The 23,076-nt window shown below is 62.5% G+C and carries 24 protein-coding genes and 1 pseudogene; 10 read left to right on the top strand and 15 right to left on the bottom strand.

Going from position 1 to position 23,076, the window contains the following annotated elements:
* Window positions 1-10 precede the first annotated feature (10 nt).
* The 4 genes from BGP85_RS05635 to BGP85_RS05650 are packed head-to-tail and all read left to right on the top strand — an operon-like array spanning window position 11 to window position 1,315.
* Window positions 11-241, top strand: a complete 231-nt coding sequence (locus tag BGP85_RS05635; protein ID WP_103446296.1) for a hypothetical protein — start codon at window positions 11-13, stop codon at window positions 239-241.
* The gene (locus BGP85_RS05640) at window positions 238-675 is read left to right on the top strand and encodes a structural protein P5 (RefSeq protein WP_103446297.1); all 438 of its coding nucleotides are present in this window, start codon (window positions 238-240) and stop codon (window positions 673-675) included. The genes BGP85_RS05635 and BGP85_RS05640 overlap by 4 nt, the downstream gene beginning before the upstream one ends.
* Window positions 672-1,034 (top strand): hypothetical protein, encoded by a 363-nt coding sequence (locus tag BGP85_RS05645; protein WP_103446298.1) that lies wholly within the window; start codon window positions 672-674, stop codon window positions 1,032-1,034. Before BGP85_RS05640 ends, BGP85_RS05645 begins: the two co-directional genes overlap by 4 nt.
* Window positions 1,031-1,315 (top strand): hypothetical protein, encoded by a 285-nt coding sequence (locus tag BGP85_RS05650; protein ID WP_103446299.1) that lies wholly within the window; start codon window positions 1,031-1,033, stop codon window positions 1,313-1,315. The genes BGP85_RS05645 and BGP85_RS05650 overlap by 4 nt, the downstream gene beginning before the upstream one ends.
* A 9-nt stretch (window positions 1,316-1,324) precedes the next feature.
* Here BGP85_RS05650 and BGP85_RS05655 read toward each other — a convergent pair whose 3' ends face one another.
* Window positions 1,325-2,173, bottom strand: coding sequence for a hypothetical protein (locus BGP85_RS05655; RefSeq protein WP_181004457.1), 849 nt, complete (start codon window positions 2,171-2,173; stop codon window positions 1,325-1,327).
* 341 nt (window positions 2,174-2,514) lie between these two features.
* Window positions 2,515-4,185 carry a hypothetical protein gene (locus tag BGP85_RS05660; RefSeq protein WP_258035842.1) on the bottom strand — a complete coding sequence of 557 codons (1,671 nt, stop codon included), beginning with the start codon at window positions 4,183-4,185 and terminating at the stop codon, window positions 2,515-2,517.
* 570 nt (window positions 4,186-4,755) lie between these two features.
* On the opposite strand from BGP85_RS05660, the gene BGP85_RS05665 reads away from it, so the two are divergent.
* Both BGP85_RS05665 and mqo read left to right on the top strand, forming a co-directional pair.
* Complete coding sequence (locus BGP85_RS05665) at window positions 4,756-4,947, top strand: DUF4223 family protein (protein ID WP_027918621.1); 192 nt, start codon at window positions 4,756-4,758, stop codon at window positions 4,945-4,947.
* A gap of 338 nt (window positions 4,948-5,285) precedes the next feature.
* Window positions 5,286-6,923, top strand: a complete 1,638-nt coding sequence (gene mqo / locus BGP85_RS05670; protein WP_103446301.1) for a malate dehydrogenase (quinone) — start codon at window positions 5,286-5,288, stop codon at window positions 6,921-6,923.
* Between the two features lie 48 nt (window positions 6,924-6,971).
* Here mqo and BGP85_RS05675 read toward each other — a convergent pair whose 3' ends face one another.
* From BGP85_RS05675 to BGP85_RS05695, 5 genes are read right to left on the bottom strand one after another with little or no spacing between them, the layout of a single operon-like run.
* Window positions 6,972-7,415 carry a hypothetical protein gene (locus tag BGP85_RS05675; protein ID WP_103446302.1) on the bottom strand — a complete coding sequence of 148 codons (444 nt, stop codon included), beginning with the start codon at window positions 7,413-7,415 and terminating at the stop codon, window positions 6,972-6,974.
* Window positions 7,416-7,441: 26 nt separating this feature from the next.
* The gene (locus tag BGP85_RS05680) at window positions 7,442-7,762 is read right to left on the bottom strand and encodes an AzlD domain-containing protein (RefSeq protein WP_103446303.1); all 321 of its coding nucleotides are present in this window, start codon (window positions 7,760-7,762) and stop codon (window positions 7,442-7,444) included.
* Window positions 7,741-8,442 (bottom strand): AzlC family ABC transporter permease, encoded by a 702-nt coding sequence (locus BGP85_RS05685; protein ID WP_258035843.1) that lies wholly within the window; start codon window positions 8,440-8,442, stop codon window positions 7,741-7,743. The genes BGP85_RS05680 and BGP85_RS05685 overlap by 22 nt, the downstream gene beginning before the upstream one ends.
* Window positions 8,439-8,921, bottom strand: coding sequence for a GNAT family N-acetyltransferase (locus tag BGP85_RS05690; protein ID WP_103446304.1), 483 nt, complete (start codon window positions 8,919-8,921; stop codon window positions 8,439-8,441). The genes BGP85_RS05685 and BGP85_RS05690 overlap by 4 nt, the downstream gene beginning before the upstream one ends.
* Complete coding sequence (locus BGP85_RS05695) at window positions 8,905-9,651, bottom strand: 2OG-Fe dioxygenase family protein (protein WP_103446305.1); 747 nt, start codon at window positions 9,649-9,651, stop codon at window positions 8,905-8,907. Before BGP85_RS05695 ends, BGP85_RS05690 begins: the two co-directional genes overlap by 17 nt.
* 203 nt (window positions 9,652-9,854) lie before the next feature.
* Here BGP85_RS05695 and BGP85_RS05700 point away from each other — a divergent pair, with 203 nt between their 5' ends.
* Window positions 9,855-10,724 (top strand): LysR family transcriptional regulator, encoded by an 870-nt coding sequence (locus BGP85_RS05700; RefSeq protein WP_103446306.1) that lies wholly within the window; start codon window positions 9,855-9,857, stop codon window positions 10,722-10,724.
* 77 nt (window positions 10,725-10,801) lie between these two features.
* A pseudogene (locus tag BGP85_RS05705) lies at window positions 10,802-11,035 on the top strand (helix-turn-helix transcriptional regulator); the annotation flags it as partial.
* Window positions 11,036-11,131: 96 nt separating this feature from the next.
* Here the strand turns inward: BGP85_RS05705 and BGP85_RS05710 are convergent.
* On the bottom strand, window positions 11,132-11,467 hold the full coding sequence (locus BGP85_RS05710; protein ID WP_103446307.1) for an ArsR/SmtB family transcription factor: 336 nt from the start codon (window positions 11,465-11,467) through the stop codon (window positions 11,132-11,134).
* 48 nt (window positions 11,468-11,515) lie between these two features.
* Between BGP85_RS05710 and xenA the strand changes: the two genes are divergently transcribed.
* A complete protein-coding gene (gene xenA / locus BGP85_RS05715) occupies window positions 11,516-12,607 on the top strand; it encodes a xenobiotic reductase XenA (RefSeq protein ID WP_103446308.1) in 1,092 nt (363 codons plus the stop codon).
* Window positions 12,608-12,653: 46 nt separating this feature from the next.
* Here xenA and BGP85_RS05720 read toward each other — a convergent pair whose 3' ends face one another.
* Together BGP85_RS05720 and BGP85_RS05725 are read right to left on the bottom strand one after the other, a co-directional pair.
* Window positions 12,654-13,757, bottom strand: coding sequence for a DmpA family aminopeptidase (locus BGP85_RS05720; RefSeq protein WP_103446309.1), 1,104 nt, complete (start codon window positions 13,755-13,757; stop codon window positions 12,654-12,656).
* Between the two features lie 30 nt (window positions 13,758-13,787).
* Complete coding sequence (locus tag BGP85_RS05725) at window positions 13,788-15,137, bottom strand: APC family permease (protein ID WP_103446310.1); 1,350 nt, start codon at window positions 15,135-15,137, stop codon at window positions 13,788-13,790.
* A gap of 219 nt (window positions 15,138-15,356) precedes the next feature.
* Here BGP85_RS05725 and BGP85_RS05730 point away from each other — a divergent pair, with 219 nt between their 5' ends.
* Complete coding sequence (locus tag BGP85_RS05730) at window positions 15,357-16,130, top strand: helix-turn-helix transcriptional regulator (RefSeq protein WP_374755312.1); 774 nt, start codon at window positions 15,357-15,359, stop codon at window positions 16,128-16,130.
* Between the two features lie 22 nt (window positions 16,131-16,152).
* Here the strand turns inward: BGP85_RS05730 and BGP85_RS05735 are convergent, their stop codons facing one another.
* The 5 genes from BGP85_RS05735 to BGP85_RS05755 form a co-directional block, all read right to left on the bottom strand.
* Window positions 16,153-17,400: an NAD(P)/FAD-dependent oxidoreductase gene (locus BGP85_RS05735; RefSeq protein ID WP_103446312.1), complete on the bottom strand. Its 1,248-nt coding sequence runs from the start codon at window positions 17,398-17,400 to the stop codon at window positions 16,153-16,155.
* Between the two features lie 2 nt (window positions 17,401-17,402).
* The gene (locus BGP85_RS05740) at window positions 17,403-18,980 is read right to left on the bottom strand and encodes an aldehyde dehydrogenase (NADP(+)) (protein ID WP_103446313.1); all 1,578 of its coding nucleotides are present in this window, start codon (window positions 18,978-18,980) and stop codon (window positions 17,403-17,405) included.
* Window positions 18,981-19,146: 166 nt separating this feature from the next.
* Window positions 19,147-20,094 carry a dihydrodipicolinate synthase family protein gene (locus BGP85_RS05745; RefSeq protein ID WP_103446314.1) on the bottom strand — a complete coding sequence of 316 codons (948 nt, stop codon included), beginning with the start codon at window positions 20,092-20,094 and terminating at the stop codon, window positions 19,147-19,149.
* A 43-nt stretch (window positions 20,095-20,137) separates the two neighbouring features.
* Window positions 20,138-21,064, bottom strand: a complete 927-nt coding sequence (locus BGP85_RS05750) for a 4-hydroxyproline epimerase (RefSeq protein ID WP_103446315.1) — start codon at window positions 21,062-21,064, stop codon at window positions 20,138-20,140.
* Between the two features lie 23 nt (window positions 21,065-21,087).
* On the bottom strand, window positions 21,088-22,698 hold the full coding sequence (locus tag BGP85_RS05755) for an APC family permease (protein WP_103446316.1): 1,611 nt from the start codon (window positions 22,696-22,698) through the stop codon (window positions 21,088-21,090).
* Between the last annotated feature and the right edge of the window lie 378 nt (window positions 22,699-23,076).

The raw sequence follows: 23,076 nt of genomic DNA on the forward strand, positions 1-23,076 counted from the left end.
GAGAAAACCCATGCCTTTCATCGTCATCAACCGTACCAACGCTCTCGACCCGATCCGCACCGTGGAGTACGCCACCGAAGCTGAAGCTGACGCGGCTGCCCGCAATCTGCTGAGCAGCCAGCCCGGGTCCGAAGTGCTGACCGCCAAGCTGCTCAAGCGCTACTCCGCGAAGGTCGAAGTTACCGAGCAGGAAGCGGCAGACATCGCGCCTGAGGCGCCGGCAGAGGAGGCTGGCCAATGAGCACTCCGCGCGGCGTCCGCAACCGCAATCCAGGCAACATCGATTTCAATCCCCGCAACGACTGGCAGGGTCAGATCGGCAAGGAACCTGGTGGCCGCTTCGCCATCTTCGACACGCCCGAGAACGGCATTCGCGCCCTGGGCAAGCTGCTGATCAACTACCGGGGCAAGGACGGTATGCCCGGTGTGGGCGGGAAGGGCATCGACACCGTGCTCGAAACCATCAACCGCTGGGCGCCGAGCAACGAGAACGACACCCAGGCCTACGCCGGCGCCGTGGCGAAGCGCCTGGGCGTGCGCACCACCGACCCGATCAACATCAAGGACGCGGCCACGCTGCGCGGCATGGTGCTCGGCATCATCATCCACGAGAACGGCGGCAACCCGTATACGCCGGCAGTCATTGATGAGGGCGTGCGGAGGGCGCTGGCGTGAATGCCTGGTTGCTGCGAGCCGCTGGCGCCGGCCTGCTGATCCTGCTCGGCATGGTGGTGGGCGCCTGGGCCACCACCCGCCACTTCCGCCCGCTGCTCGACGCCGAGCAGGGCCAGGTGGCCACCTGCAAGGCTGCGCGCGACAACCTGGCCGGCCTAGCCGCGGAGCAGGGCAAGGCCCTGGGCGACTTGGCCTTGGCCACGAACGAGCGCCAGGCCAGGGCAGAGCAGGCTGTGACCGAAGCCAAGGCCATCGCTCAGGCTGACTACGCCGCAGCGAACCGGCTGCAGCAGGAGCGTACCGGCGGCGATCAATGCGCAGCGGCCACCTCGATCATCGACAAGGAGCTTGGACTATGAAGCTGGTCCTGAAACCGCTCACCTGTGGGAGCGGGCTGGTGCTGTTGCTGGCGCTGGCCGGGTGCGCAGGGGAGGTGGAGCCGCAAGTGAAATACGTGCGCGTTGAGGTTCCAGTGCAGGTGCCGTGCCGGGTGCCAGAGGTAGCGATACCGGCCTGGGCGGCTGACGGCCTTCGAAAGGCCGACAGCCTGGAGGTAAAGGTGCGGGCGCTGCTGGCTGAACGTCGGCAGCGAATCGGATACGAGCGTCAGCTGGTAGCGGCCACCAGTGCTTGTAGGTGATCAGGAGCTCTATGCCGCTCCGCCTGAGCCGCCCCAGAGCTTGGAAATCACGTCCCAGTACTTGTAGCCGGCTCCGAGAAGGGAAGCCAAAAGTACGATCAAAGTCGTGATCCAATGAGTCTTTACCTGTTCGAGGATGTAAACGGGGTGGATGCCGTTCACGTCGAACCAACTGCCGAGGGTTTTCAAATTTTTCGCATGCATCCGCTCGAAGATATTGCAGAACATGTCGAGCTTTCGATGCGTGGACTGATGAAGCTTTAGGTACTCGCCGTTGACGAACGCTTCGGCCTCTTGTGCTCCGGTGAGGCCATCCTTGTCAGCGATCTGGTTGAGCTCGACGATGCTGAAAATTCGGCCTTTCCGACCTGACTTCGATTCGTGAGAGGCATACTGACGGCCGTAAATCGCCACCAATACGCGAGCGAGGTCGACTTTCCGGTCGTCTTGGAGTTCGAAGGGCTGGCCTCCGAGAGTCCGGAACCTGTGTTCCAGGGCGAAAAAACCGTAGTTCTCATCCCGCATATTCCAGTGCAGGAACCTGCAGCTGCTGTGCTGCCGAAGGAAATCGAAATATCCTGCGAGCATCGCCTTTTCCAGCTCGGGGAAGTTTTCGTTGATCTTGTCAAGGCAATTCTGAAGCTCGGCTGCCTTGTGAATGGACCACGATCTGGTCTGAGCCGACTGCAGATTACGGACCGCGATCGAGGTTACCCTGGTGGAGCCGCCCGTGGAGTTCTCGTAGAAGGACTCGCACGAGTAGTGCACCACGTACACCTGCTGCGAATTATCGTATAGATCCTCAACCAGCTTCCGGTTCGCTGCTCGTTGTTTGACCCGCGCTACCTCAGAACCCATGCCTCACACCGCTCCATCGTTGGTGGCCTCGCCGAGAATGGGCAGACAGCCAGCTTTTTAACGGGTGAGATCCTACCAATTTCCCTGGGGGAATTTTGGGGGAATCGCTCCCCCGAACGGTGTGGAGTTCTGCTACGTTAACATGCGTTGAAGTCCTTGATTTTACTGGGTTGGGAAAAATGATCCCAAAAAAATATAGTCTCGAAAACGGATTCGAAATCCGTTGTACTGGCAACAGTACCTAGGGTTCAAATCCCTATCTCTCCGCCATACAAGATGAAGCCCCGCAGATTAACGTCTGCGGGGCTTTTTCGTTTCCAGCGCTTTAGCTGCGTTTCAAGTTACCAAGGCGTTGGTTCCAGCGCGCCGACACCGGTAGGGGTGGTGCTGCCTTCGCCATTGCGCAGGAATGCCAGGTGCCAGAAGTCGTTGGGTACAATCTCGTCACCTGGCTTGACGTTTTCCGGGAAGATGAACTCGAACACCGGTGCCACGTACTGCCCGGCAGTCAGGCCGTTGGCGACGGTCAGGCGGCCGGCGTTCTGCAGGCAGCTATCGACCCCAGGTTGCGGCAGGGTATTGGTGGGCACGCACAGTGAGCGAGCGACCACCCGCAAGGTACGGCTTGGCTGGCTGAGCAGGCCGGTCGGTGCCTTGGAGGCACGCAACCGTGCGCGCTGTGGCTGGGGGCCAACGTTTTGCGTGGTGATCCCGCCGGAAGCGCCGGCACAGGTAGCCGCCAGCACGCTGGCAGGGTCGCATTCCCCCGTCATTTCAAACGGCGTGATCCAGCGGTTGCGTTGTACGCCGGTGGCAGGGTCGACATCGATCAGGTAGATGTCCACCGGGGTCTTGACGTCGGTCGTCTCGGCTTCGAGGAAGATCCGGTCCTGGGTTTCCTGAGCTGCACCGTTGACTGCGACCGCGGCCGGGTCAGCAGTGCCGACGCCGAATTCGCCAATGGCCAGATAGCTGGGCTGAGAGCCCGGCTGGGTGTAGATGCCGAGGTTGGCCTCGATGGTGTGGGCGGAAATGAAGTCCGGCACACCGGCCGTGTTCGATTTGAACAGTGTGCCGGAGTAGGTGATGAAGTCGCCGACTTCAAACGGTACCTGTTGCGTCGGGTCCGGGTCGGTTGCGGTCCGGGTCGGGTCACTGAAGCGCTTCATGACGAACTGGCTGCAATACAACTGGCCTGCCTTCGGGGGTGTCAATTCACCTGAGGCAGGCAACGCCACGCCAGCCTGGGCAAAGTTGCGGCAGTTGTTGGTGGTGGTCGGTGTCACCACTTTAGGCCGGTTTTTCTGTGGGCAGAGCGGGTCGTCACCGGTACGAGGTACGCACATTGGGTAACCCGTTGCCGCGTGAATGGTCGGGTTGGCGTCATCTACCGAGAAGCGCGCGTCGGGGCTCTGGGCCCGACCGAAACGCCCGTTGGGGTCGTTGATCTGCAAGACGGTCGGTTGCGGCGAGTTGGTACTCGTTACTTCTATGTTCCCAGTGGTCTGATCAATCCTGCTGATATAGCCACTGCCGACCTGGGCCGATTGCTGGGAGACAAAGATCAGCCCGGCAATTTGTTTGCCGGCGACGGAGTTGCCGACAACATGCACTTCAAATGAAGGATAAGTAGCCGGTAGTTGTTTAAGACCCAGCGGGCCGCCCTGTACGAACTCGGCCCAAGTGAGTGTATTGGCGGGCATCTGGATGACCGAGTTGCAGGGCACGGTAATGGTTGTGCCGTTGACCACTACCGTACCGCCCAAACGGTTCGGGTTGCTGGTATTCGGGCAGTTGCTATTGCTGCTGTCGACAGTCATGTCCTGAATGAAGCCGGTAATGTCGAAGCCATGGATAGCCAAGGGGTCGACGAAAATCGGGTCAGGTAACGTGGGCGTAGTGAAGGGGGATGGCGTCCCCTTGACAGGCTTGTCAGTCCCACCCTTGGCCCAGGCGTCGCCAGGCCCGGCAATACTCAATGCCAGGGCGGCGACTACGGCCCCGGCAAGCACTGCCGGACGAGCGACAAGCGTGCTGAGCCGCGTTAGAGCGGGGACTGCTGCTGAAGTTTTTAATCCTGCAGGTGTGCTCATAATGGTCTCCGAAATGCTGCCAGCCTCTTTGCAAGCATTCGATCTACCGTTAGAGGGCTCGTGTTGCACGAACGCCTGTGCAATAACTACGGAGCGAGACGGATATCGAATAAACGGCTCGCCTGGATTTCCGAACTAGGGATTTCCATCGATCTCGAGCGGCGATGTACTGGCCGGTTCCGGACATGGTCGCGAGAGGAAGTTCCTTGAGCCATAACGGTCAAAGCACGGGTTGTGCCAGTGCCAGGTTGAAATGGCGAACCCCGGAAAAACTGTTACCAATTGTAAAAAATTTATTCACAACCCATCTTTTTAACAATTGGGCAGCCCAGTTGTGGGGGTGCAACGCCAGAATTGGGTGGTGGGGGCGTGGACGGGCGCGACCCATAGGTTCGATGGCTTGCGGCTACTTGGATCCAATGCCTGAGTTCTGTATCATCCCGCCGCCATCAGAAAGATGGCCGAAGATATGCATTTAAAGGACTTAGTATGAAAAAGCTGTTCAAGGCCACTGTCGCCGTTGCTGTAGTATCCGGCGTTGCCCTGCTGTCGGGCTGCACTGGCCAAGTCTACAACCAGCAGAAAAACTGCTCGTACGACTACCTGTTCCACCCTTCGGTTTCCATCTCCAAGGTCATCGGTGGTTGCGGCCCGATCGATAAACTGCCTCAGCAGCAGTAAGCCTGGTGATCCCCAGATCTCGCCGCTAGCGGCCTGATCCGAAGCCCCCGGTCATGCAGATGGCCGGGGGTTTTTGTTGGCTGAAGGGTTTGCGAAAAGCCTGACCCCGCTGAGACAACCCGCCGCGTTGACCCCTGGCCGCCAATTTGTTTGTGCTGGCATTTCGGTTACAATCGGCGAAACGATTCAGCCTTGTCGGTCAATTCGACAAAAGCCTGAGTCGTTTTCTGGTTCTCTGGCTGCTGAACAATCATCAATAACAAACCTGCGCTGAAGGACATGGAACACTTTGGGCCAGCCACAGGCCCACCCTCCGTTCTACTGACTGGAATTGATCAATGTTCAAGAAAGCTGGCAAGACCTTGCTGGGTCTGGCTGTCGCTGCGAGCTTCATGCAAGCGCACGCCGCAGAAACCAAGAAAGTCGATGTGCTGCTGGTTGGCGGCGGCATCATGAGCTCCACCCTGGCCGTGTGGTTGCACGAGCTGGAGCCAAGCTGGTCGATGGAAATGGTCGAGCGCCTGGACGGCGTCGCCGAAGAAAGCTCCAACGGCTGGAACAACGCCGGTACCGGCCACTCCGCGCTGGCCGAGCTGAACTACACCCCGGAAGACAAAGACGGCAAGGTCAACATCTCCAAGGCCATCGAAATCAACGAAGCCTTCCAGATTTCCCGCCAGTTCTGGTCGTGGCAAGTTCGCCAGGGCGTGCTGAAGAACCCGCACTCGTTCATCAACACCACTCCGCACATGAGCTTCGTGTGGGGCGATGACAACATCAAGTTCCTCAAGAAGCGTTACGATGCGCTGCAGGCCAGCCCGCTGTTCCGCCCGATGCAGTACTCCGAGGACCACGCGCAGATCGCCAAGTGGGTCCCGCTGATGATGGAAGGCCGTGACCCGAACCAGAAGCTGGCGGTCACCTGGACGCCCATCGGCACCGACGTCAACTTCGGCGAAATCACCCGCCAGTTCGTTGGCCACCTGCAGACCCAGAAAGGCTTCGACCTGAAGCTGTCCAGCGAAGTGCAGGACATCACCCGCAACAAAGACGGCTCCTGGCACGTCGAGTACAAGAACCTCAAGGACGGTACCGAATCGGCCACCGACGCCAAGTTCCTGTTCATCGGTGCCGGCGGCGGCGCGCTGAAGCTGCTGCAGAAGTCGGGCATTCCTGAAGCCAAGGAATATGCTGGTTTCCCGGTGGGCGGTTCGTTCCTGGTAACCGAAAACCCGACCATTGCCATGCAGCACATGGCCAAGGCCTACGGCATCGCCTCGACCGGCGCGCCACCCATGTCGGTACCGCACCTGGACACCCGCGTGCTGGACGGCAAGCGCGTGATCCTGTTCGGCCCATTCGCCACCTTCTCGACCAAGTTCCTGAAGAACGGTTCGTACCTGGACCTGCTGAGCAGCACCACCACCCACAACGTGTGGCCGATGACCAAGGTCGGTATCGACCAGTACCCGCTGGTCGAATACCTCGCCGGCCAGCTGATGCTGTCGGATGACGATCGCTTCGAAGCCCTGCGTACCTACTTCCCGAACGCCAAGAAGGAAGACTGGAAACTGTGGCAGGCTGGCCAGCGTGTGCAGATCATCAAGCGTGACGAAGAGAAGGGCGGCGTGCTGAAGTTGGGCACCGAAGTGGTGGCTTCCCAGGACCGCACTATCGCCGGCCTGCTGGGCGCCTCGCCAGGTGCTTCGACCGCCGCGCCGATCATGCTGAACGTGCTGGAAACCGTGTTCAAGGAAAAGGTCGCTACCCCTGAGTGGCAGGCCAAGATCAAGGAAATCGTACCGAGCTACGGTACCAAGCTGAACGACTCGGCGGCGGCCACCCAGAAAGAGTGGAACTACACCGCTGAAGTGCTGCAGCTGGAGAAGCCACCGGTGATCGACGACAGCGTCGGCACCGCCGTGGCGCCGAGCAAGCCGGTTGAAAGCAAGCCAGAGAACGACATGGCGCTGTAATCAGGCGATGTGGATCACAAAGAGCCACGGGTGATCCCCGTGGCTTTTTTATTGCGGTTTCGGCAGGGGACTGTCGATGGCGAGCTCCTGCAGCACCTCGGTCAGATCGAGGTCCACGGCCAGCGCCAGGAAACTTACGTCACCTGCATCGCTGACGGGGAATACCTTCGCTTCGGTGGCAGCCCTGAGCACCACCTGATCGCCGTGCATGATGTGCAGTTCCGAGCCATCGGGCATTTCCAGCTTCAAGCTGCCCGAGGTGGCGAAGAGCAGCAGATCGTTGCCCGGGCTCAAGTGTGCAGCCGCACGCAGGTGGCGATACTCGGCAATCCAGCCATCGCGCAGGAACGTCTTGCTCAAGGCATAGGCCAGCGAGCATTCCAGTGACAGGTCAGCCATTTCATCGATCACCCGGTCGCGTGGAACCTGGGGCATCAGGCGGGAAAATTCACTCAGATTGGTCAGCGTGACTTTCCGGCGGGCAAGGCTCATAGCGGTTTCCTTCTCAGATCCGGGCCTCAAGCCAGCAACGTGATCGCCACATGCCCGGCGACACCGGCACACACGCTGTAGATCAGGCTGCGCGACCAGTACGCGACAATGACCACCGGAATCGCTGCCAGCAGGTCGGCATTCAGGCCCAGCAGCGAGCCGTCCTTGGCCACCAGCAAGGCGGGTACGGTGATGCTGGCGATGATTGCCACCGGCAGGTATTCAATGACGTCATTGAACCACTTGGGGGAGTTCTCCATCTTCAGCAGAAACGGTGTCGCGCGGGTGAGGTAGGTGATGGCGGCCATCAGCATCACCGCTGCGATCAGGTAGTTCTTTTCAGGCATAGCCCTGCTCCACAGCCAACGGCGGTTGCGATGAATACGTTCAAGGGCGAGGGCGCAAACATGTTCAGCAGGCAGGTGGTCACGATCACCACCAGGGCGATGACGGCTTTGGTGAAGGTGCTGCACAGCGATATCAGCACGAAGATCATCATGGCCGTCAGGGCATAGTCCAGCTTGAACTGGGAAAACCGGTTCAAGGCATCCGATGCCACCGCGCCAAACACCGCGCCGGCGATCCAGCTGGCATGGCAATAGGTATTGAACTGCAGCAAATAACCCGGTGAGGTCGGCTTGCCGTTCTCCAGGCGTTGGCTGTGAAAGGCAAAGGACTCATCGGTCAGGCCGAATGCGTACAGCAGCTTCTGCGGCTTGCTGATCGGCAGTTGCGCGCTGCGTTTGGACATGTACATCGCCATCAGCATGTGCCGCGAATTGATCAGCAAAGTCGACAAGGCGATGGTGATCAGCGGTGCGCTGGTGGTCATCAGTGCCAGTGCGGCGAACTGCGCCGCACCGGCGTAGACGAACAGGCACATGGCGGCCGGCAGCCACAAGGGCAGGCCGGCGTTGATGCACATGACACCAAACACGAAACTGACGACGAAATAGCCGGTAACGATCGGCAGGGCGTCGACCAGGCTTTCCTTGCGCGAGGTGGTTAGCAGCACCGACGAGGTCACAGGTCGACCTCGCAGGTGATTTCACCACGGGTTTGCAGGAAACCTTGCTTCTGCCAGAAGCTCAGTGCGTTGGTGTTGTCATTCTCGACGAACAGAAACACCCGACGAATGCCGTGCTGGCGGAAATCGCTGAGTATCGAGTTGGCCAATGAGGTGCCGATCCTGCTCTGGCGATAGTCCGGCGCCACCGCCATGTGATTGATGGTGCCCCGTGTGCCCATCAAGCCCCCTGCGACCGCACCGACGATGGTGCCAGTGTGGTTTTCAGCCATGTAGCAGTAGGTATGCTCCGAGCCGAGCAAGCCTTTGAGCAGCCCCTCATCCTGCCAGTCGCAGAATGAGGTCTCCTCGAAGCGACGGAAGAAGTCGACGATCTTGCGGGCATGGAAAGGCGTGGCTTTCTTGATGCTCAGGCCATTGATGTGTTCACTCGGAAACAACTTCGGCACCGGGCCGATGTAACTAGTCGATAATGTCATGCTCGCTGCCCGGTCGAGAGAAGGAAATTGCAATGATCTGCCGATAGCCCATTTCCGAAGGGCTCGGGTTGATCGCCGGAGTGACATAGTGTTGCAGTTCGCGGTCGAGGAAGTAAGTGGTGTCGAGAATGTTCAGGTAGGTGCCGGAGTCGATCACATTCGACTGTTTGTCATAGATGTTGCTGGTAGCGCCCTCGACGTTGTGACGGCCCCAGAAGTGCACGCCGCTGAACGGATAACCGTCGCAGTGAATACCTTCAGGGGTAATTTCGATCTGCGCCCCCGGTTTGATTTCGATACGGATCTGGTGCACTTGGCACTGCCAGGTGACCGTGTGCAGTTCTTCAGGCAATACCGCCTTGTACACGTCGAAATCCAGGCGAATCAACGCGCGCAGAATCGGTGAGTTGAACACATCGGCACTGATGTCATCGAAATGACGTGCCATGCCACCGACATAGTTGTTGTGCGCTTCGGATTGTTCGTAGGCGCGGTGATTGAGTTGGCACAGTTCGCCGGTGACCGGGTTGAAGTCGAAGTCGCTGTAACGGCGATAGCGGGTGCCTTTTTCGGCCTGGCCGTAATAACGGTCGACGCCCATGGTTTCCCAACTTTTGGAAAACTCGACAAACTCGTTGAAGCCCCCGTTCAACACATAATCGCTGCCCAGGACGTTAACGGTCTTGTTTTGTCGCAGGGCCGTATCGATGTTTCTATTCAGTGTCAGCATGGCAAATCTCTTTTTATGTAAAAGCTGCCAAAAATCTAACAGTTGAATCGCCCGCCGAAACTTCACTTTTTTTTGACGTGCCTCAACCGTTGCTTGCTACCCAGACGGCGTGCACCGTTATCGGGCAGACAGTGCTGGCGGTTGTGCGATATCCTCATGCCTTTCGTTGACGGCCTGCGTCAACGGAACGGGAGGGAGAGTGAATGGACATCAAGGTGCTTAAAAACATCGTGACCGTAGCCCGCACGGGCTCTATCACCGATGCGGCCGAACAGGTACACGTCACGGTCCAGGCCTTGGCTGCTCAGTTGAAAAAGCTCGAAGATCATTGCGGCTTCAAATTGTTCGACCGGACCAACAAAGGGGTATCGCTGACCCAGGAGGGCATGGGCATCCTGCCGCATGTCCTGGAAATCGTGCGTTCATCCGAGCGCATGCAGTTGAAGATCAATCAGCTGCGCCAGAGCCGCAACCAGCGCCTGCCGTTGCGGGTTGCCTTGAACAGCACGCTGTCGATGGAAATCAACCAGCAGATAATGGGCGCCGTGGTCAGCAAGTTGTCTGGCTACAATCCGATCTTCAGTTGCTCGGAGTCGCCCGACAACCTGGTCAAGCTGGCCAAGGACGAAGCAGACATGGTGGTGGTGCTGGGCGACAGCATGGGTGAAAACTACCATTCGGTACCGCTGAAGGGCTTGCGCATCGAAGTCGTTGCCTCGTCAACCAGCAATGACCGCTCAGCGCCGTGCGCGGTGATCAAGCCTTTGCCGGAATGCCCGTATCATTCGATCTTTACCCGCTTCGCCGAGCGCCGGCCAGGCATGCTGGACGGGGCAACCGTGTTCCATTCCGGCAGCGAGATCGTCAGCGTATCGATGATCAAGAGTTTTGGCGGCGTGGGCGTGCTGTCGCGGGCGGTTGCCGAGGCCAATGACCTGTTCATCTGGCCGGGTTTCTCCGACTTTCTCGATGTTTACCTGGTCATGAAAGAACCGTGGATCATCGAAGAGGAGTTCCCGCTGTTCTGCGCGGTCCCCACACCCATCCGTAGCCTGGACGCCATCAGCGCCTGACCTTGCTGCGCCGGGCGCATAAGCCACGGGAAGCCTCTCGTGGCGCAGATCGACCAGCTGGCCGACGGTGACTAGGCGAGCACATGAATGCGCCGGGGTATGAGGCCGAAGTGTTCTTCCGTTCTTCAGGCGAGCCGCAGATTGTGGCGCACAACTGCGTGTTTCATCATCTGGCCAAGGCGCATCCGGTGGTGTGTGAGCTGGACCTGGCCTTGATCGGCACGCTTGGCGGCGCCGAGGCAAGTCATGAGGAATGCATGCTCAGGGGCGGGCAGGTGTGTCGCTTTGCTCTGCGCAAGGATCAGCATTGAGGTTGCCTGTACCGGCCTCTTCGCGGGGCAAGCCCGCTCTTATGTGATCCCTTGTAGGAGCAGGCTTGCCCCGCGAAAGGGCCGGCACAGGAAAAATCAGTTCTGCCGTAGAATGCAGTCAAGCAACCCAGGAAACCGCTCGCCCAGCATTTCGCTGCGCAGCGAATTCATGTGGGTGGTGCCGACATTGCGGGTATGCACCAACCCCGCATCACGCAACACGCGGAAATGGTGCGACATGCTCGACTTCGGCCGCCCGCCATCGAGCTCGCCGCAGCTGGCCTCGGCCACGCCGGCCAGGTGGCGGACGATGCCCAGGCGCACCGGGTCGCTCAGGGCGTAGAGTACGCGCTCGAGAATCAGGTCTTCAGGGTTGGGGTGTTGGTAGGCTCGCATGGCCGACATGATAACGGGGGTTTCATTAATTGCCATAGTTCGATTATGATCGAACAATCGTATCCAGATGATCCGGAGCTGCCCATGTCTGCCCTGTTCCAACCCTACACCCTCAAAGATGTCACTTTGCGCAACCGCATCGCCATCCCGCCGATGTGCCAGTACATGGCCGAGGACGGCATGATCAACGACTGGCACCATGTGCACTTGGCTGGCCTGGCCCGTGGCGGTGCCGGCCTGCTGGTGGTCGAGGCCACCGCCGTGGCGCCGGAAGGGCGCATTACCCCCGGTTGCGCCGGGATCTGGAGCGACGCCCATGCCCAGGCCTTCGTGCCGGTGGTGCAGGCGATCAAGGCCGCAGGCTCGGTGCCGGGTATCCAGATTGCCCACGCCGGGCGCAAGGCCAGCGCCAACCGCCCATGGGAAGGGGATGACCACATCGCCGGCGACGATACCCGCGGCTGGGACACCATTGCGCCGTCGGCCATCGCCTTTGGCGCGCACCTGCCGAAAGTACCGCGCGCGATGACCCTGGACGACATCGCCCGGGTCAAACAGGATTTCGTCGACGCCGCGCGCCGTGCGCGTGATGCCGGTTTCGAGTGGATCGAGCTGCATTTCGCCCACGGCTACCTGGGGCAGAGCTTCTTCTCCGAGCACTCCAACCAGCGCACCGATGCCTACGGTGGCAGCTTCGACAACCGCAGCCGTTTCCTGCTGGAAACCCTGGCCGCTGTGCGTGAGGTCTGGCCGGAGAACCTGCCGCTGACCGCGCGCTTTGGTGTGCTGGAGTATGACGGTCGCGATGAGCAGACCCTGGAAGAGTCGATTGAACTGGCGCGCCGCTTCAAGGCGGGCGGGTTGGACCTGCTGAGCGTCAGTGTCGGTTTCACCATTCCTGAAACCAACATTCCTTGGGGCCCTGCATTCATGGGCCCGATTGCCGAGCGCGTTCGTCGTGAGGCAGGGCTGCCGGTGACCTCGGCGTGGGGCTTTGGCACGCCGCAGCTCGCCGAGGAAGCGCTGCAGTCACGTCAGCTGGACCTGGTATCGGTTGGCCGTGCGCACCTGGCCGACCCGCACTGGGCGTACTTCGCAGCCAAGGAGCTGGGCGTGGACAAGGCCTCCTGGACCTTGCCAGCACCGTATGCGCACTGGCTCGAGCGTTATCGCTGAGCCTTGAACCAGCCCCACAGGCACTACCGCGCTTGTGGGGCGCAGGTTATTCGCCGATGCGCCAGCCAACCTGGCGCATCGCGCTCAGCAAGCGTTGCCCACCCAACCCCGGCACCAGCACCCCATCCGCTGTAAGCATGTCTTCGCCTGCAACCAGTGCGTTGACGATCGCCTCCTCCACCGCCTCAGCCGCCGCCATGAAAAGCGGCGTGATATGGTCATTGGCGAGCATCTGTACCGGCTGACTGAATGGCACCCCTTTGCGTCCATAGGCCGCAGGGGGAAGTTGCTGGTCGGCAGTGGAAAACGCCACGAACAGATCGCCGCTGGCATCTTCGGTACCGCCCCCGGTCCGGGCGATGCCGATCGAAGCCCGCTGCGCCAGACGCTGGCACTGGTGGGGTAGCAACGGGGCATCGGTGGCGATGATCACCACGATCGAGCCCATGCCCGGCTCGCCCCGTTCGGCGAAGGGTGAGGGGATCTCGTCGAGCACCCGGCCGACCGGGTAGCCATCGACCCGCAGCTCCCGCCGCTGGCCGTGGTTGGCCTGCAACAGCACGCCCACCGTCCAGCCCCCCTGGTCAGGTGGCAGGCGCCGTGAAGCCGTGCCGATACCACCCTTGAACTCATGGCAGATCATGCCGGTGCCACCGCCCACCGCACCTTCGGCAACTGGCCCGGACTCGGCGCGGGCCAGCGCTTCGTTCACCTGGTCGGGCCCTACGTGCTGGCCCCAGATATCGTTGAGCAGGCCGTCGTAGGTCTCCAGCACCACGGGCATGCACCAGTACACTGAAGGGTCGGCCAGGGTGTCGCGTTCTGCGGTGATCAGTGCGTCGCGCACCACCCCGACACTGTGGGTGTTGGTGATGGCAATCGGGGTAGTCAGCAGGCCGGCTTCGCGGATCCACTCAAGGCCTGTGGCGTCGCCGTTGCCGTTGAGTACGTGGACCCCGGCAAAGCAAGGCGCCAGGCGGGCCGCTGCCGGGCGTGGCTGGATCACCGTCACGCCGGTGCGGACCTGTTTGTCGGCACTGTCGGCCATCAAGGTGCTGTGGCCGACTCGGATGCCGGGTACATCGGTGATGGCGTTGAATTGACCGGGCACGCCATGGCCCAGGGTGATACCAAGTTGACGAGCGCGCATAAGGACTCCTGTGGGTCAGAGCGTTGTGAGTCAGAGCTTCTGGAAGGCTGGGCTGAACTTGCCGTAGGTGCTGTAGAGCATCACCGAGACGGCCAGCAGTACAAGAATGATGAGAATGTCACGAAGGGGGGCGCCAAGCAGGCCGCTGAGCAGCAGGTAACCCGCGCCGACCACCGCCAGCAGCGCTGGCGCCGGCCACAAGGGCATGCGATAGGGGTGTTCGCGGTCGCTGCGCAGCACACGGCTGAACAGAGCGCACAGCGCGACCGCCAGGTACACCATCAGGAGCAGCAGCACGGTGAACGAGGTCATCTCTTCCAGATTGGAGCTGAAGCTCAGGGCAGCGGACGGTATGGCCAGCAGCAGGGTGGCCAGCCAGGGCGAATCCCAGCGTGGGTGGATGCGGGTGAACAGGCGGTTCAGGGTAGGCGTCCACAGCTGATCGCGGCCACTGCTGAAGATCACCCGGCCAGACTGGATGACGATGGCGATGATGGCATTGAAAACCGAAAGGAAAATGCCCGCGCTCACTAGCCGTGACAGCGTCGGGTTGCCGTGGGCGTTGAGCAGGTAGCCGATCGGGTCGCTGCTGGCCAGCATCGCCTCCAGCGATGGCGCGCCCAGCAACAACGCGCAGATGGGTATCAGCTCGATGGCCACCACCAGCGCCAGGGACCAGAGCACTGCCCGATGGGTGCTGCGGCCACCGTCCTTCATGTCTTCGGCCAGTACCACGGCGGCGCCGAAGCCGTTGTAGGCGAACAGGGCCGTGCCGATCGAGGCGAACACCAGCGCCCAGGGGGTAGCGCTGAGCAGGCCGTGGTCGATGTGCTGGGGCGTGATCAACACGCTCAGCGGCAGGCTCACGTTACCCAAGCCCAGCGCCACGATGACCAGCACCGCGGCCATTTCGCATAACAGGAACACGCCCGTGACCCAGGCGTTGAGGCGGATATTGAGGATGCCGAGGGCATAGCTGCCGGTGACGATCGCCAGGGCCACGGTCTGGGTATCGAAGGCCGTGCCCAGGGCGTTGTTCAGGTAGGTCGCGGCCCCGGTGGCCAGCACCGGTGGAGTGAACAGCAGCGAGACCAGCACCGTGAGGAAGGTGGCGTAGCCGGCTATGCCGCCGAACACGCGCTTGGCATACACATACTCGCCGCCAGCAGAACTGTGGGCCCGGCCCAGCTCGGCATAGCACCAGGCGAACATCAGTGCCAGCGCTGCTGCCAATACGAAGGCCAGCACGGCACCGCTGCCGGCCTGGGCAATGGCGAAGGGTGCAATCACGAACACGGAACTGGCCGGAGTCACCGCCGAAACGGTGATCGCGACCACATCGAGCATGCCCAGGCTGGGCTTTAGCGCACTGTCGTGCATGTCGTTTTCCTCGAATTGTTATTGGGGGTTGAGGCAGTGACGAAAGGCGCGAACACCCGCGGATGGGGTGCTGCATGGGCTGCAATCTAGGCCTGGTGCTGTGGCCGGCCAATTACCATTTGGGGTTACGCCCCTTGACGCGGGCGCTGCAAAGGAGGGAAATCGCATCACCTTTTCAGGGGAGCCGGCACGGTGCACAACGTTTTTCATGAAGTCGGCATGCATGCCAATCTTGGCCGTACCATCGAACAGATCGGTCAGCCACGCTTCTGGAAGCAACTGATCCTGTTGCTGCATCGCTGGTTGCCGTTCGATAACGCCCTGGCGGCGTACTACCCCGGCAGCGGTACCCCCGTGGTGCTGGAAGAGCACGATGCAACGCCGCAGGCAGGGCCGGTGGCAATGTCCTTGTACCTGAGCGGGCTGTATCAGCTCGACCCGTTCTACCTGGCGTGCCAGGACGGTGTGGGCAGTGGCCTGTATCGGCTCGACGAGGTGGCGCCGGACCAGTTCCACCAGAGCGAGTACTACATCAGCTGGTTCCAGGCCCATGTGCTGGCGGATGAGGTGCAGTTCATCCTGCAGCTCCCAGGCCAGGGCGCGCTGAGCTTGTCGCTGGGGCGGGGGGAGGCCTTTGATGACGAGCAGTGCGGCTTGCTGGCGATGCTCTGCCCGTGGGTGCTGGCGCTGATGCAGCAACATTGGCAGGCCGGTAGCAAGCGCGTGCTGGCGCAGGATGAGCCGGTGGCGGTGCAGGTGCGTGATGCCCTCAGCCAGTTCGGCGCTGGGGTGTTGTCCGAGCGCGAGCTGGAGATTGCCCGGCTGATCTTGCGCGGGTTTTCCTCGAAGGCCATGGCCGAGCGCCTGGCGATTTCACCCGAGACGATCAAGGTTCATCGTCGCCACCTGTATGCCAAGCTGGATATCTCTTCACAGCCAGAGCTGTTTTCATTGTTCCTGCAATCGTTGGGGCACGACCCGCAGCACCCTTGAGTGCCGAGCGTACCCCTGCGCATCAGAAGCGATCCAGCCGGTAGGCCCCCAGGTCGGGGGCGCTGGCCTGCGCAGCCAGATGCCCCACCCATTCCGCGGTCACCGCTGCCTGGGTCAAGCCCAGATGCTGATGCCCGAACGCCAGCAGCACCCGCCCATCACACACCCGGTCGATCACCGGCAACGAGTCCGGCAACGATGGCCTGAAACCCATCCATGGCGTCGCGCCTTCAACGCTCAGGTCCTGGTGGAACAAGCCCTTGCTCAACCGGTGCAACTGCCACGCCCGCTGCATGCTGGGCGGTGCATCGAGGCCGGCGAACTCTACCGTGCCGGCCAGGCGCAACCCGCCAGCCATGGGCGTCATGATGAACTTGCGCTCCAGCGAGGTGACCGCGAACGGCAGGCGCTGCTGCTCCTGCGGCAGCATCAGGTGATAGCCGCGCTCGGTGTCCAGCGGTACGCGCTTGCCGGTCAGCGCTGCCGTCAGCTGTGCAGAATGTGCGCCGCAACTGAGCAGCACCTGGCGCGCCTTGAACGTCCCCTGGTCACTGGCCAGTCTGACCCCGTCGCCCTGCACTTGCCCACCCGAAACCCGCGCCTGGACAAAACGCACACCGCTGGCTTTGGCCGCCTCGAACAGCGCGCAGACCACCTGGTACGGGTCGATGAAGTGCCCGGTACGCGGGAAGAACAAACCGCCCAACAGCGCAGGGTTCAGTTGCGGCGCTGCCTCGCGCACGTGCTCGGCCGACCAGAAATCCACCGCCACGTCCTGTTGCTGCATGCGCGCCTGCAAGGCTTGCAACGCCTGACGCGACTCGGGCCGCTCGAACACCAGCAACGAGCCATCTGCCTTGAACAGCTCGCTGCGCCCGATCGAGCCCAGCAAGCGCTGCCAGGCCCCCAGGCTGCCTTCGTTCAATGCCCGGATACCGGCCACGCTGCGCCGGAATGGCGCCGGGCGCAGGTTGAGCAGCAGCCGGGTGAACCACGGCATGGCCTTGGGCAGGTACTTCCAGTCCAGGCGCAGCGGGCCCATCGGGTCGAGCAGCATGCGCGGCAGGCGCTTGAGGATCGACAGGTCGGCGATCGGAAACACCTGCTCGGTGGCCAGGTGCCCGGCGTTGCCGTACGAGGCACCCTGGCCGGGCGCCTGCTGATCGAGCAGCAGCACCCGACGGCCCTGGCGGGCCAGTTGCAGGGCGCAGGCCACGCCGACGATGCCGGCGCCGACCACAGCGATATCGGTTTCAGGGGTGTCGACCATGCTCAGGCTTCCCGCTGACCGTCGAGCAAGCGCCGCAGCTGCAGCGGGTTGCCGTGCTTGAGTGCCTGCGGCAGCAGGGCATCGGGGAAGTCCTGGTAGCACACCGGGCGCAGGAAGCGCAGGATCGCCGCCGTGCCGACCGAGGTGGTGCGGGCATCGGAGGTGGCCGGGAACGGCCCGCCGTGGACCATCGCATCACACACCTCGACACCGGTCGGCCAGCCGTTGACCAGGATGCGCCCGGCCTTGCGTTCCAGGGTCGGCAGCAGGGCTTGGGCGCTGTCGATGTCGGCATCGTCCAGTTGCAGCGTGGCGGTCAGCTGGCCCTCAAGGTGCTCGGCCACCTGGCGGACCTGCTCGTCGCTGGCGCAGGCCACCACCAGCGAAGCGGCGCCAAACACCTCGGCCTGCAACGCTGGGTCGCTGAGAAACGCTTCGGCCTGAGTCACGAACAGCTGCGCCTGGCATTGGTTCGGCCCTTGCTGCGCCTGGCCGCTGGCGGCTACCGTAGCGTTGGCGTTGTTGACCAAGGCGCCGACGCCAGCGGCATAGGCGCTGGCAATGCCCGGGGTGAGCATGGTCTGCGCGGCAGCCTGGCGCACATGTTCGCTGGCCGCCTCGATGAAGCGCTGTAGCGCCGGCCCCTGGCGGGCGATCACCAGGCCTGGATTGGTGCAGAATTGCCCGGCGCCCTGGGTCAGCGAGGCGACGAAGCCTTGTGCCAGTGCTGCGCCACGGGCCTGCAGCGCGGCGTCGAAGAGAAACACCGGGTTGATCGAGCTCATCTCGGCATACACCGGAATTGGCTCCGGACGTGCCTGGGCCGCCTGGCACAGAGCAATACCGCCGCTGCGCGAGCCGGTGAAACCGACCGCTTTGATGCGTGGGTCGCTGACCAGAGCGATGCCGACCTCGCGGCCGGCACCATACAGCAACGAGAACACGCCCTCAGGCAGGCCACAGTGTTTGACCGCGCGGGCCACGGCCTGGCCGACCAGTTCGCTGGTGCCAGGGTGCGCGGCGTGGGCCTTGACCACCACCGGGCAACCGGCGGCCAGTGCCGAGGCGGTGTCGCCGCCTGCCACCGAGAATGCCAGCGGGAAGTTGCTGGCGCCGAACACCGCCACCGGGCCCAGGGCCACCTGGCGCTGGCGCAGGTCGGCGCGCGGCAGCGGCTGGCGTTCGGGCAGGGCATTGTCGACCCGCACATCGAGCCATTCGCCGCTGCGGACCACCCGGGCAAAGGTGCGCAGTTGCGTGCAGGTGCGACCACGTTCGCCCTGGATGCGCGCTTTGGGCAGGCCGCTTTCGGCCACGGCGCGGTCGATCAGTGCATCGCCCAGCGCTTCGATTTCGCTGGCGATGGTTTCGAGGAAACTGGCGCGCTGTTCCAGCGCGGTTTCGCGGTAGGCGTCGAACGCCGCCCAGGCCAGTGCGCAGGCCTGGGCCACGTGTTCGCCGGTGCCGCCGGCATAGGCGGGTTCGAGGGCCTGGTTGGTGGCCGGGTCGATGGCGCGGATCGCGTCGCGGCTGCCGGGTACGGCGCGCTGGCCGATCAGCAGGTTGCCTGTCAGGGTCATGGGGCGTCCTTCTTTCAGGAGAAGATCTTGAAACTGAGGTGATCCCTGTAGGAGCGGCGGTGCGGCGATCCGACTTGCCCCGCGAAGAAGGCGACGCGGAGCATCGCACCGGCTTTGCCGGTGTTCGCGGGGCAAGCTCGCCTCTACACAGGGCGTGCGTTGTTTCTTATGCCAAGTTCTGCTCAGCCGACCAGTTGGCGTACCACTTGCGGAACAGCGCGTACTGCTGCTCGGCATAGTTGCGCTGGGCATCGGTGAGCACGTCGGTTTCGTTGAAGTGCAGGCTGTACTCGGTGTCGCCGTTGAGCACCATCAGGTGCTTGTAGTACAGCACCAGGTCGCAGCCTTCATCGAACGACGACAACACCGCCAACGCTGCTTCCAGTTCGCGTGCCAGGCGGCGGGCCTTGGCGTCGCCCTTGGCGGCCTGCTTGCTCAGGCTCACCAGCTGCAGCACTTCACGCGGCAGGGCGTTGCCGATACCGGTGATGGCACCGGTGGCGGCGCAGTTGACGAAGCCATGCACCACCTGGGTGTCGACGCCGACCATCAGGGTCACGTCGTCATCCTTCGAGGTGATGTGCTCGGCGGCGTAGCGCAGGTCGGCACCGCCGCCGAACTCCTTGAAACCGATCAGGTTGGGGAATTCGCGACGCAGTTCGAAGAACAGGTCGGCGCGGGTGGCGAAGCCGTAGTAGGGGCTGTTGTAGATCACCGCCGGCAGCTTCGGCGCGGCGGCGAGAATGGCCGAGAAGTGGTGTTTCTGGGCGATCAGCGAAGCACCGCGGCTGAGCACACGGGGGATGACCATCAGGCCGGCGGCACCCACCTTGGCGGCGTGGGCCGCGTGGGCGACGGCTTCGCGGGTGTTCACCGCACCAGTGCCGACGATGGTCGGGATGCCGGCGGCCACCAGGCGGGCCACGCCTTCCTGGCGTTCGGCTTCGGTCAGCAGCGGCCAGTCGCCCATCGAACCGCAGTAGACCACGGCGCTCATGCCGGCTTCGATCAGCTCGCGGCCCTTGCGCACCAGGGCGTCGAAGTCCGGCTTGCGCGCGGCGGTGCATGGGGTCATCAGGGCAGGCATGGTGCCGGTGAAGATGTTGTCAGTCATTGTTGTCACTCCTGGCGATATTCAGTGGTTTAAAAAGCCGGGTTCAAATGCCCCAGGCGAATGGATCCTGTTCGTCGATCAGCAGGGTGCTGTCGGCGGTCATGTAGGCGCGGCCGGTGATGAACGGGCGAATGCGCTCGCCGTCGCGCTCGTAGCGGCCGTGGAACTGGCTGCCGGTGATGCTGGCCTGGACCCAGGTCTGGCCTTCCTCAAGCTTGCCGTCGGCGGCCAGGCACGCCAGCTTGGCGCTGGTGCCGGTGCCACAGGGCGAGCGGTCGTAGGCCTTGCCCGGGCACATGACGAAGTTGCGGCTGTCGGCATGGGCGTCGTCGGCGAACAGTTCGACATGGTCGATCGGCGCACCGTGCTCGCCGGTGATGCCTTGGGCGTCGAGGGCCTTTAGCATGGCCCAGGTGTACTCGGTGAGGGCTTCGCGGTTGTCCAGTTCGATGCGCTGGCCGTGCTCGGAGACCAAGAAGAACCAGTTGCCGCCCCAGGCGATGTCGCCGCGCACCACACCATGGCCGGGCACCTCCACCGCCACTTGCTGGCGATAGCGGTAGGACGGCACGTTGCCGACGGTGATGGCGCCGTCTTCATGCAGGGTGGCGCTAACTTGGCCGACCGGGGTGTCAATCTTGTGCACGCCGGGTTCGATCAGGCCCAGGTGCTGCAGCGAGGCCACCAGGCCGATGGTGCCGTGGCCGCACATGTTCAGGTAGCCGGCGTTGTTGAAGAAGATCACCCCGCAAGTGGCGTCGGCCGATACCGGTGGGCAATACAGCGCGCCGACCAGCACATCGTTGCCGCGCGGTTCCAGCAGGCAGGCACGGCGCCATTGGTCGTGCAGCTCGCGCAATTCGTCGCGCTGCTCGACCATGCTGCGCCCCTGCAGCGGCGGGAAGCCTTTCATTACCAGGCGGGTTGGTTCGCCGCCGGTATGCGAGTCGATGACGTGAATCTGTTTCATGGGCTTGTCCATTGCTGATGGGATCAGGAGGCGACGGCAGGGCGGCCGCTGTAGGTTTCAGCCGAGGCTTCGCTTTCATCCTCGCCTTCCAGGTGCACCAGGTGAGCCGGCACGCCGGTGGCTGCGCCCCAGTAGTAGATGCCCAGGGCGCAGACGGCCACGGCCAGGGTGTCGAACGGGTGGCCGAGCACGCCCAGGCCGCCGAAGCTGCCCAGCCACGACAGAAGGATGGTCACGGCGTAGAAGCCGATCAGCCAGGCCGCCGAACGCACTTGCTGGGCCAGCGACAGGTGCTGGGTCGGGACGAAGCGGCCGCACAGCAGGTACAGCACGAACATCACGATCTGCAGGGCCAGCAGCCAGGACACGGTGCTCCAGCCCGACCAGTAGACGATCAGTGCGGCGATGATGAACGACAGCGGGCCGAGCACGCTCATGCCCTTGACCCGGAATGGGCGTGGCATGTCTGGCGCATTGCGGCGCAGGGCGGCGACGGTGACCGGCGCCACGGCGTAGCTCAGGACCAAAGCGGCGGACACCACGTTGATCAGCGCTTCCCAGGAAGGGAATGGCAGGGTCCAGAACACCGACAGGGCGAAGGTCAGCCACAGCGCCGGGCGCGGGATGCCCGACTCGGCGTCGATGCGGGTGAAGTACTTGAAGAAGGTGCCGGTCTGCGCCCAGCCATAGACCACGCGCGGGGTGGCGTTCATGTAGATGTTGCCGCAGCCGCTGGGGGAGATCACCGCATCGGCAACCACCAGGTAGGCCAGCCAGCCCACGCCAAGGGCCAGGGCGATGTCACGGTAGGGCAGGGCCAGTTCCTTGGTCACCGCGGCCCAGCCGTTGGTGAGCATTTCGGTCGGCACGCTGCCGAGGAAAGCCAGTTGCAGCAGGGCGTAGATTGCGGTGGACAACAGCACCGAGAGGATCAGTGCGATCGGGATGGTGCGCTGCGGGTTCTTCACTTCGCTGGCCACCGAGATGATCGGCGTCAGCCCCAGGTAGGCGAAGATGATGCCACCCGCCGACACCGCCATTTCCACGCCAGACAGGCCGAACGGGGCGAAGCCCTGGACCTCGAAGTTTTCTGGCTTGAAGAAGGTGAACAGCACGCCGATCACCAGCAGCGGGACGATGAACTTGAACACGCTGACCAGGTTGTTGGCCTTGGCGAAGGTCTTCACGCTGCGGTAGTTGAGAAAGAAGAACAGCCCCAGCAAGGCGAACTGCACCAGCCAGCCGAGCACCGTCGGGTCGCTGGAGCCGGCCTTGGTCAGCTCGGGGAACCAGGCTGCGGCGTACTGGCGCGAGGCGACCACTTCGATGGCGATCAGGCTGGAGAAGGCGATCAGGGTGATGAAGCCCATCAGGTAGCCGAGCAGCGGGCCGTGCGAGTAAACCGGGTAGCGCACCACGCCACCGGCCCGCGGCAGGGCGGCACCAAGTTCGCAATAGACGATGCCCAGCAGCAACACGGCGAAGCCGCCGAGGAACCAGGAGAGAATACCGGCCGGCCCGGCGATGGCCGAGACGTGGCTGGCGGCGAACAGCCAGCCGGAGCCGAAGATGGCGCCGAGGCCGATGAAGGTGAGGTCGAGCAATGACAGCTGTTTCTTGAATTTGCCTGACATGGGTGCGCCTTTTTGTAGGTTTTGGATAGGCAGGTCTGATGTCACGTGATGCGGCTTTTTACGGCCGCGCTCTTGTAGGTCTTGGGCGGCTTGCGTGGGGCATAGAGTGGACCTGAACGGGGCGGGGGTTCTTGATGGTTTTCTGCAGGCGGGATGACGAAATCGGCACAGTTGTAATAAATACTGGCGCAGAAGCCGGTTGAATGATTAGGCTGCAGGCCTTGCTGTATAAGGGGTTTAGAAGTTTTTTTGCATTGATGGCCCTTTCGCGGGGCAAGCCCGCTCCTACAGGAAATGCACAAGACCAAAGGGCAGTGGTGTACCTGTAGGAGCGGGCTTGTCCCGCGAAAGGGCCAGTAGCATCAACCAAGAGCATGC

This window comes from Pseudomonas putida (assembly GCF_002906855.1).
Classification (GTDB): domain Bacteria; phylum Pseudomonadota; class Gammaproteobacteria; order Pseudomonadales; family Pseudomonadaceae; genus Aquipseudomonas; species Aquipseudomonas putida_N.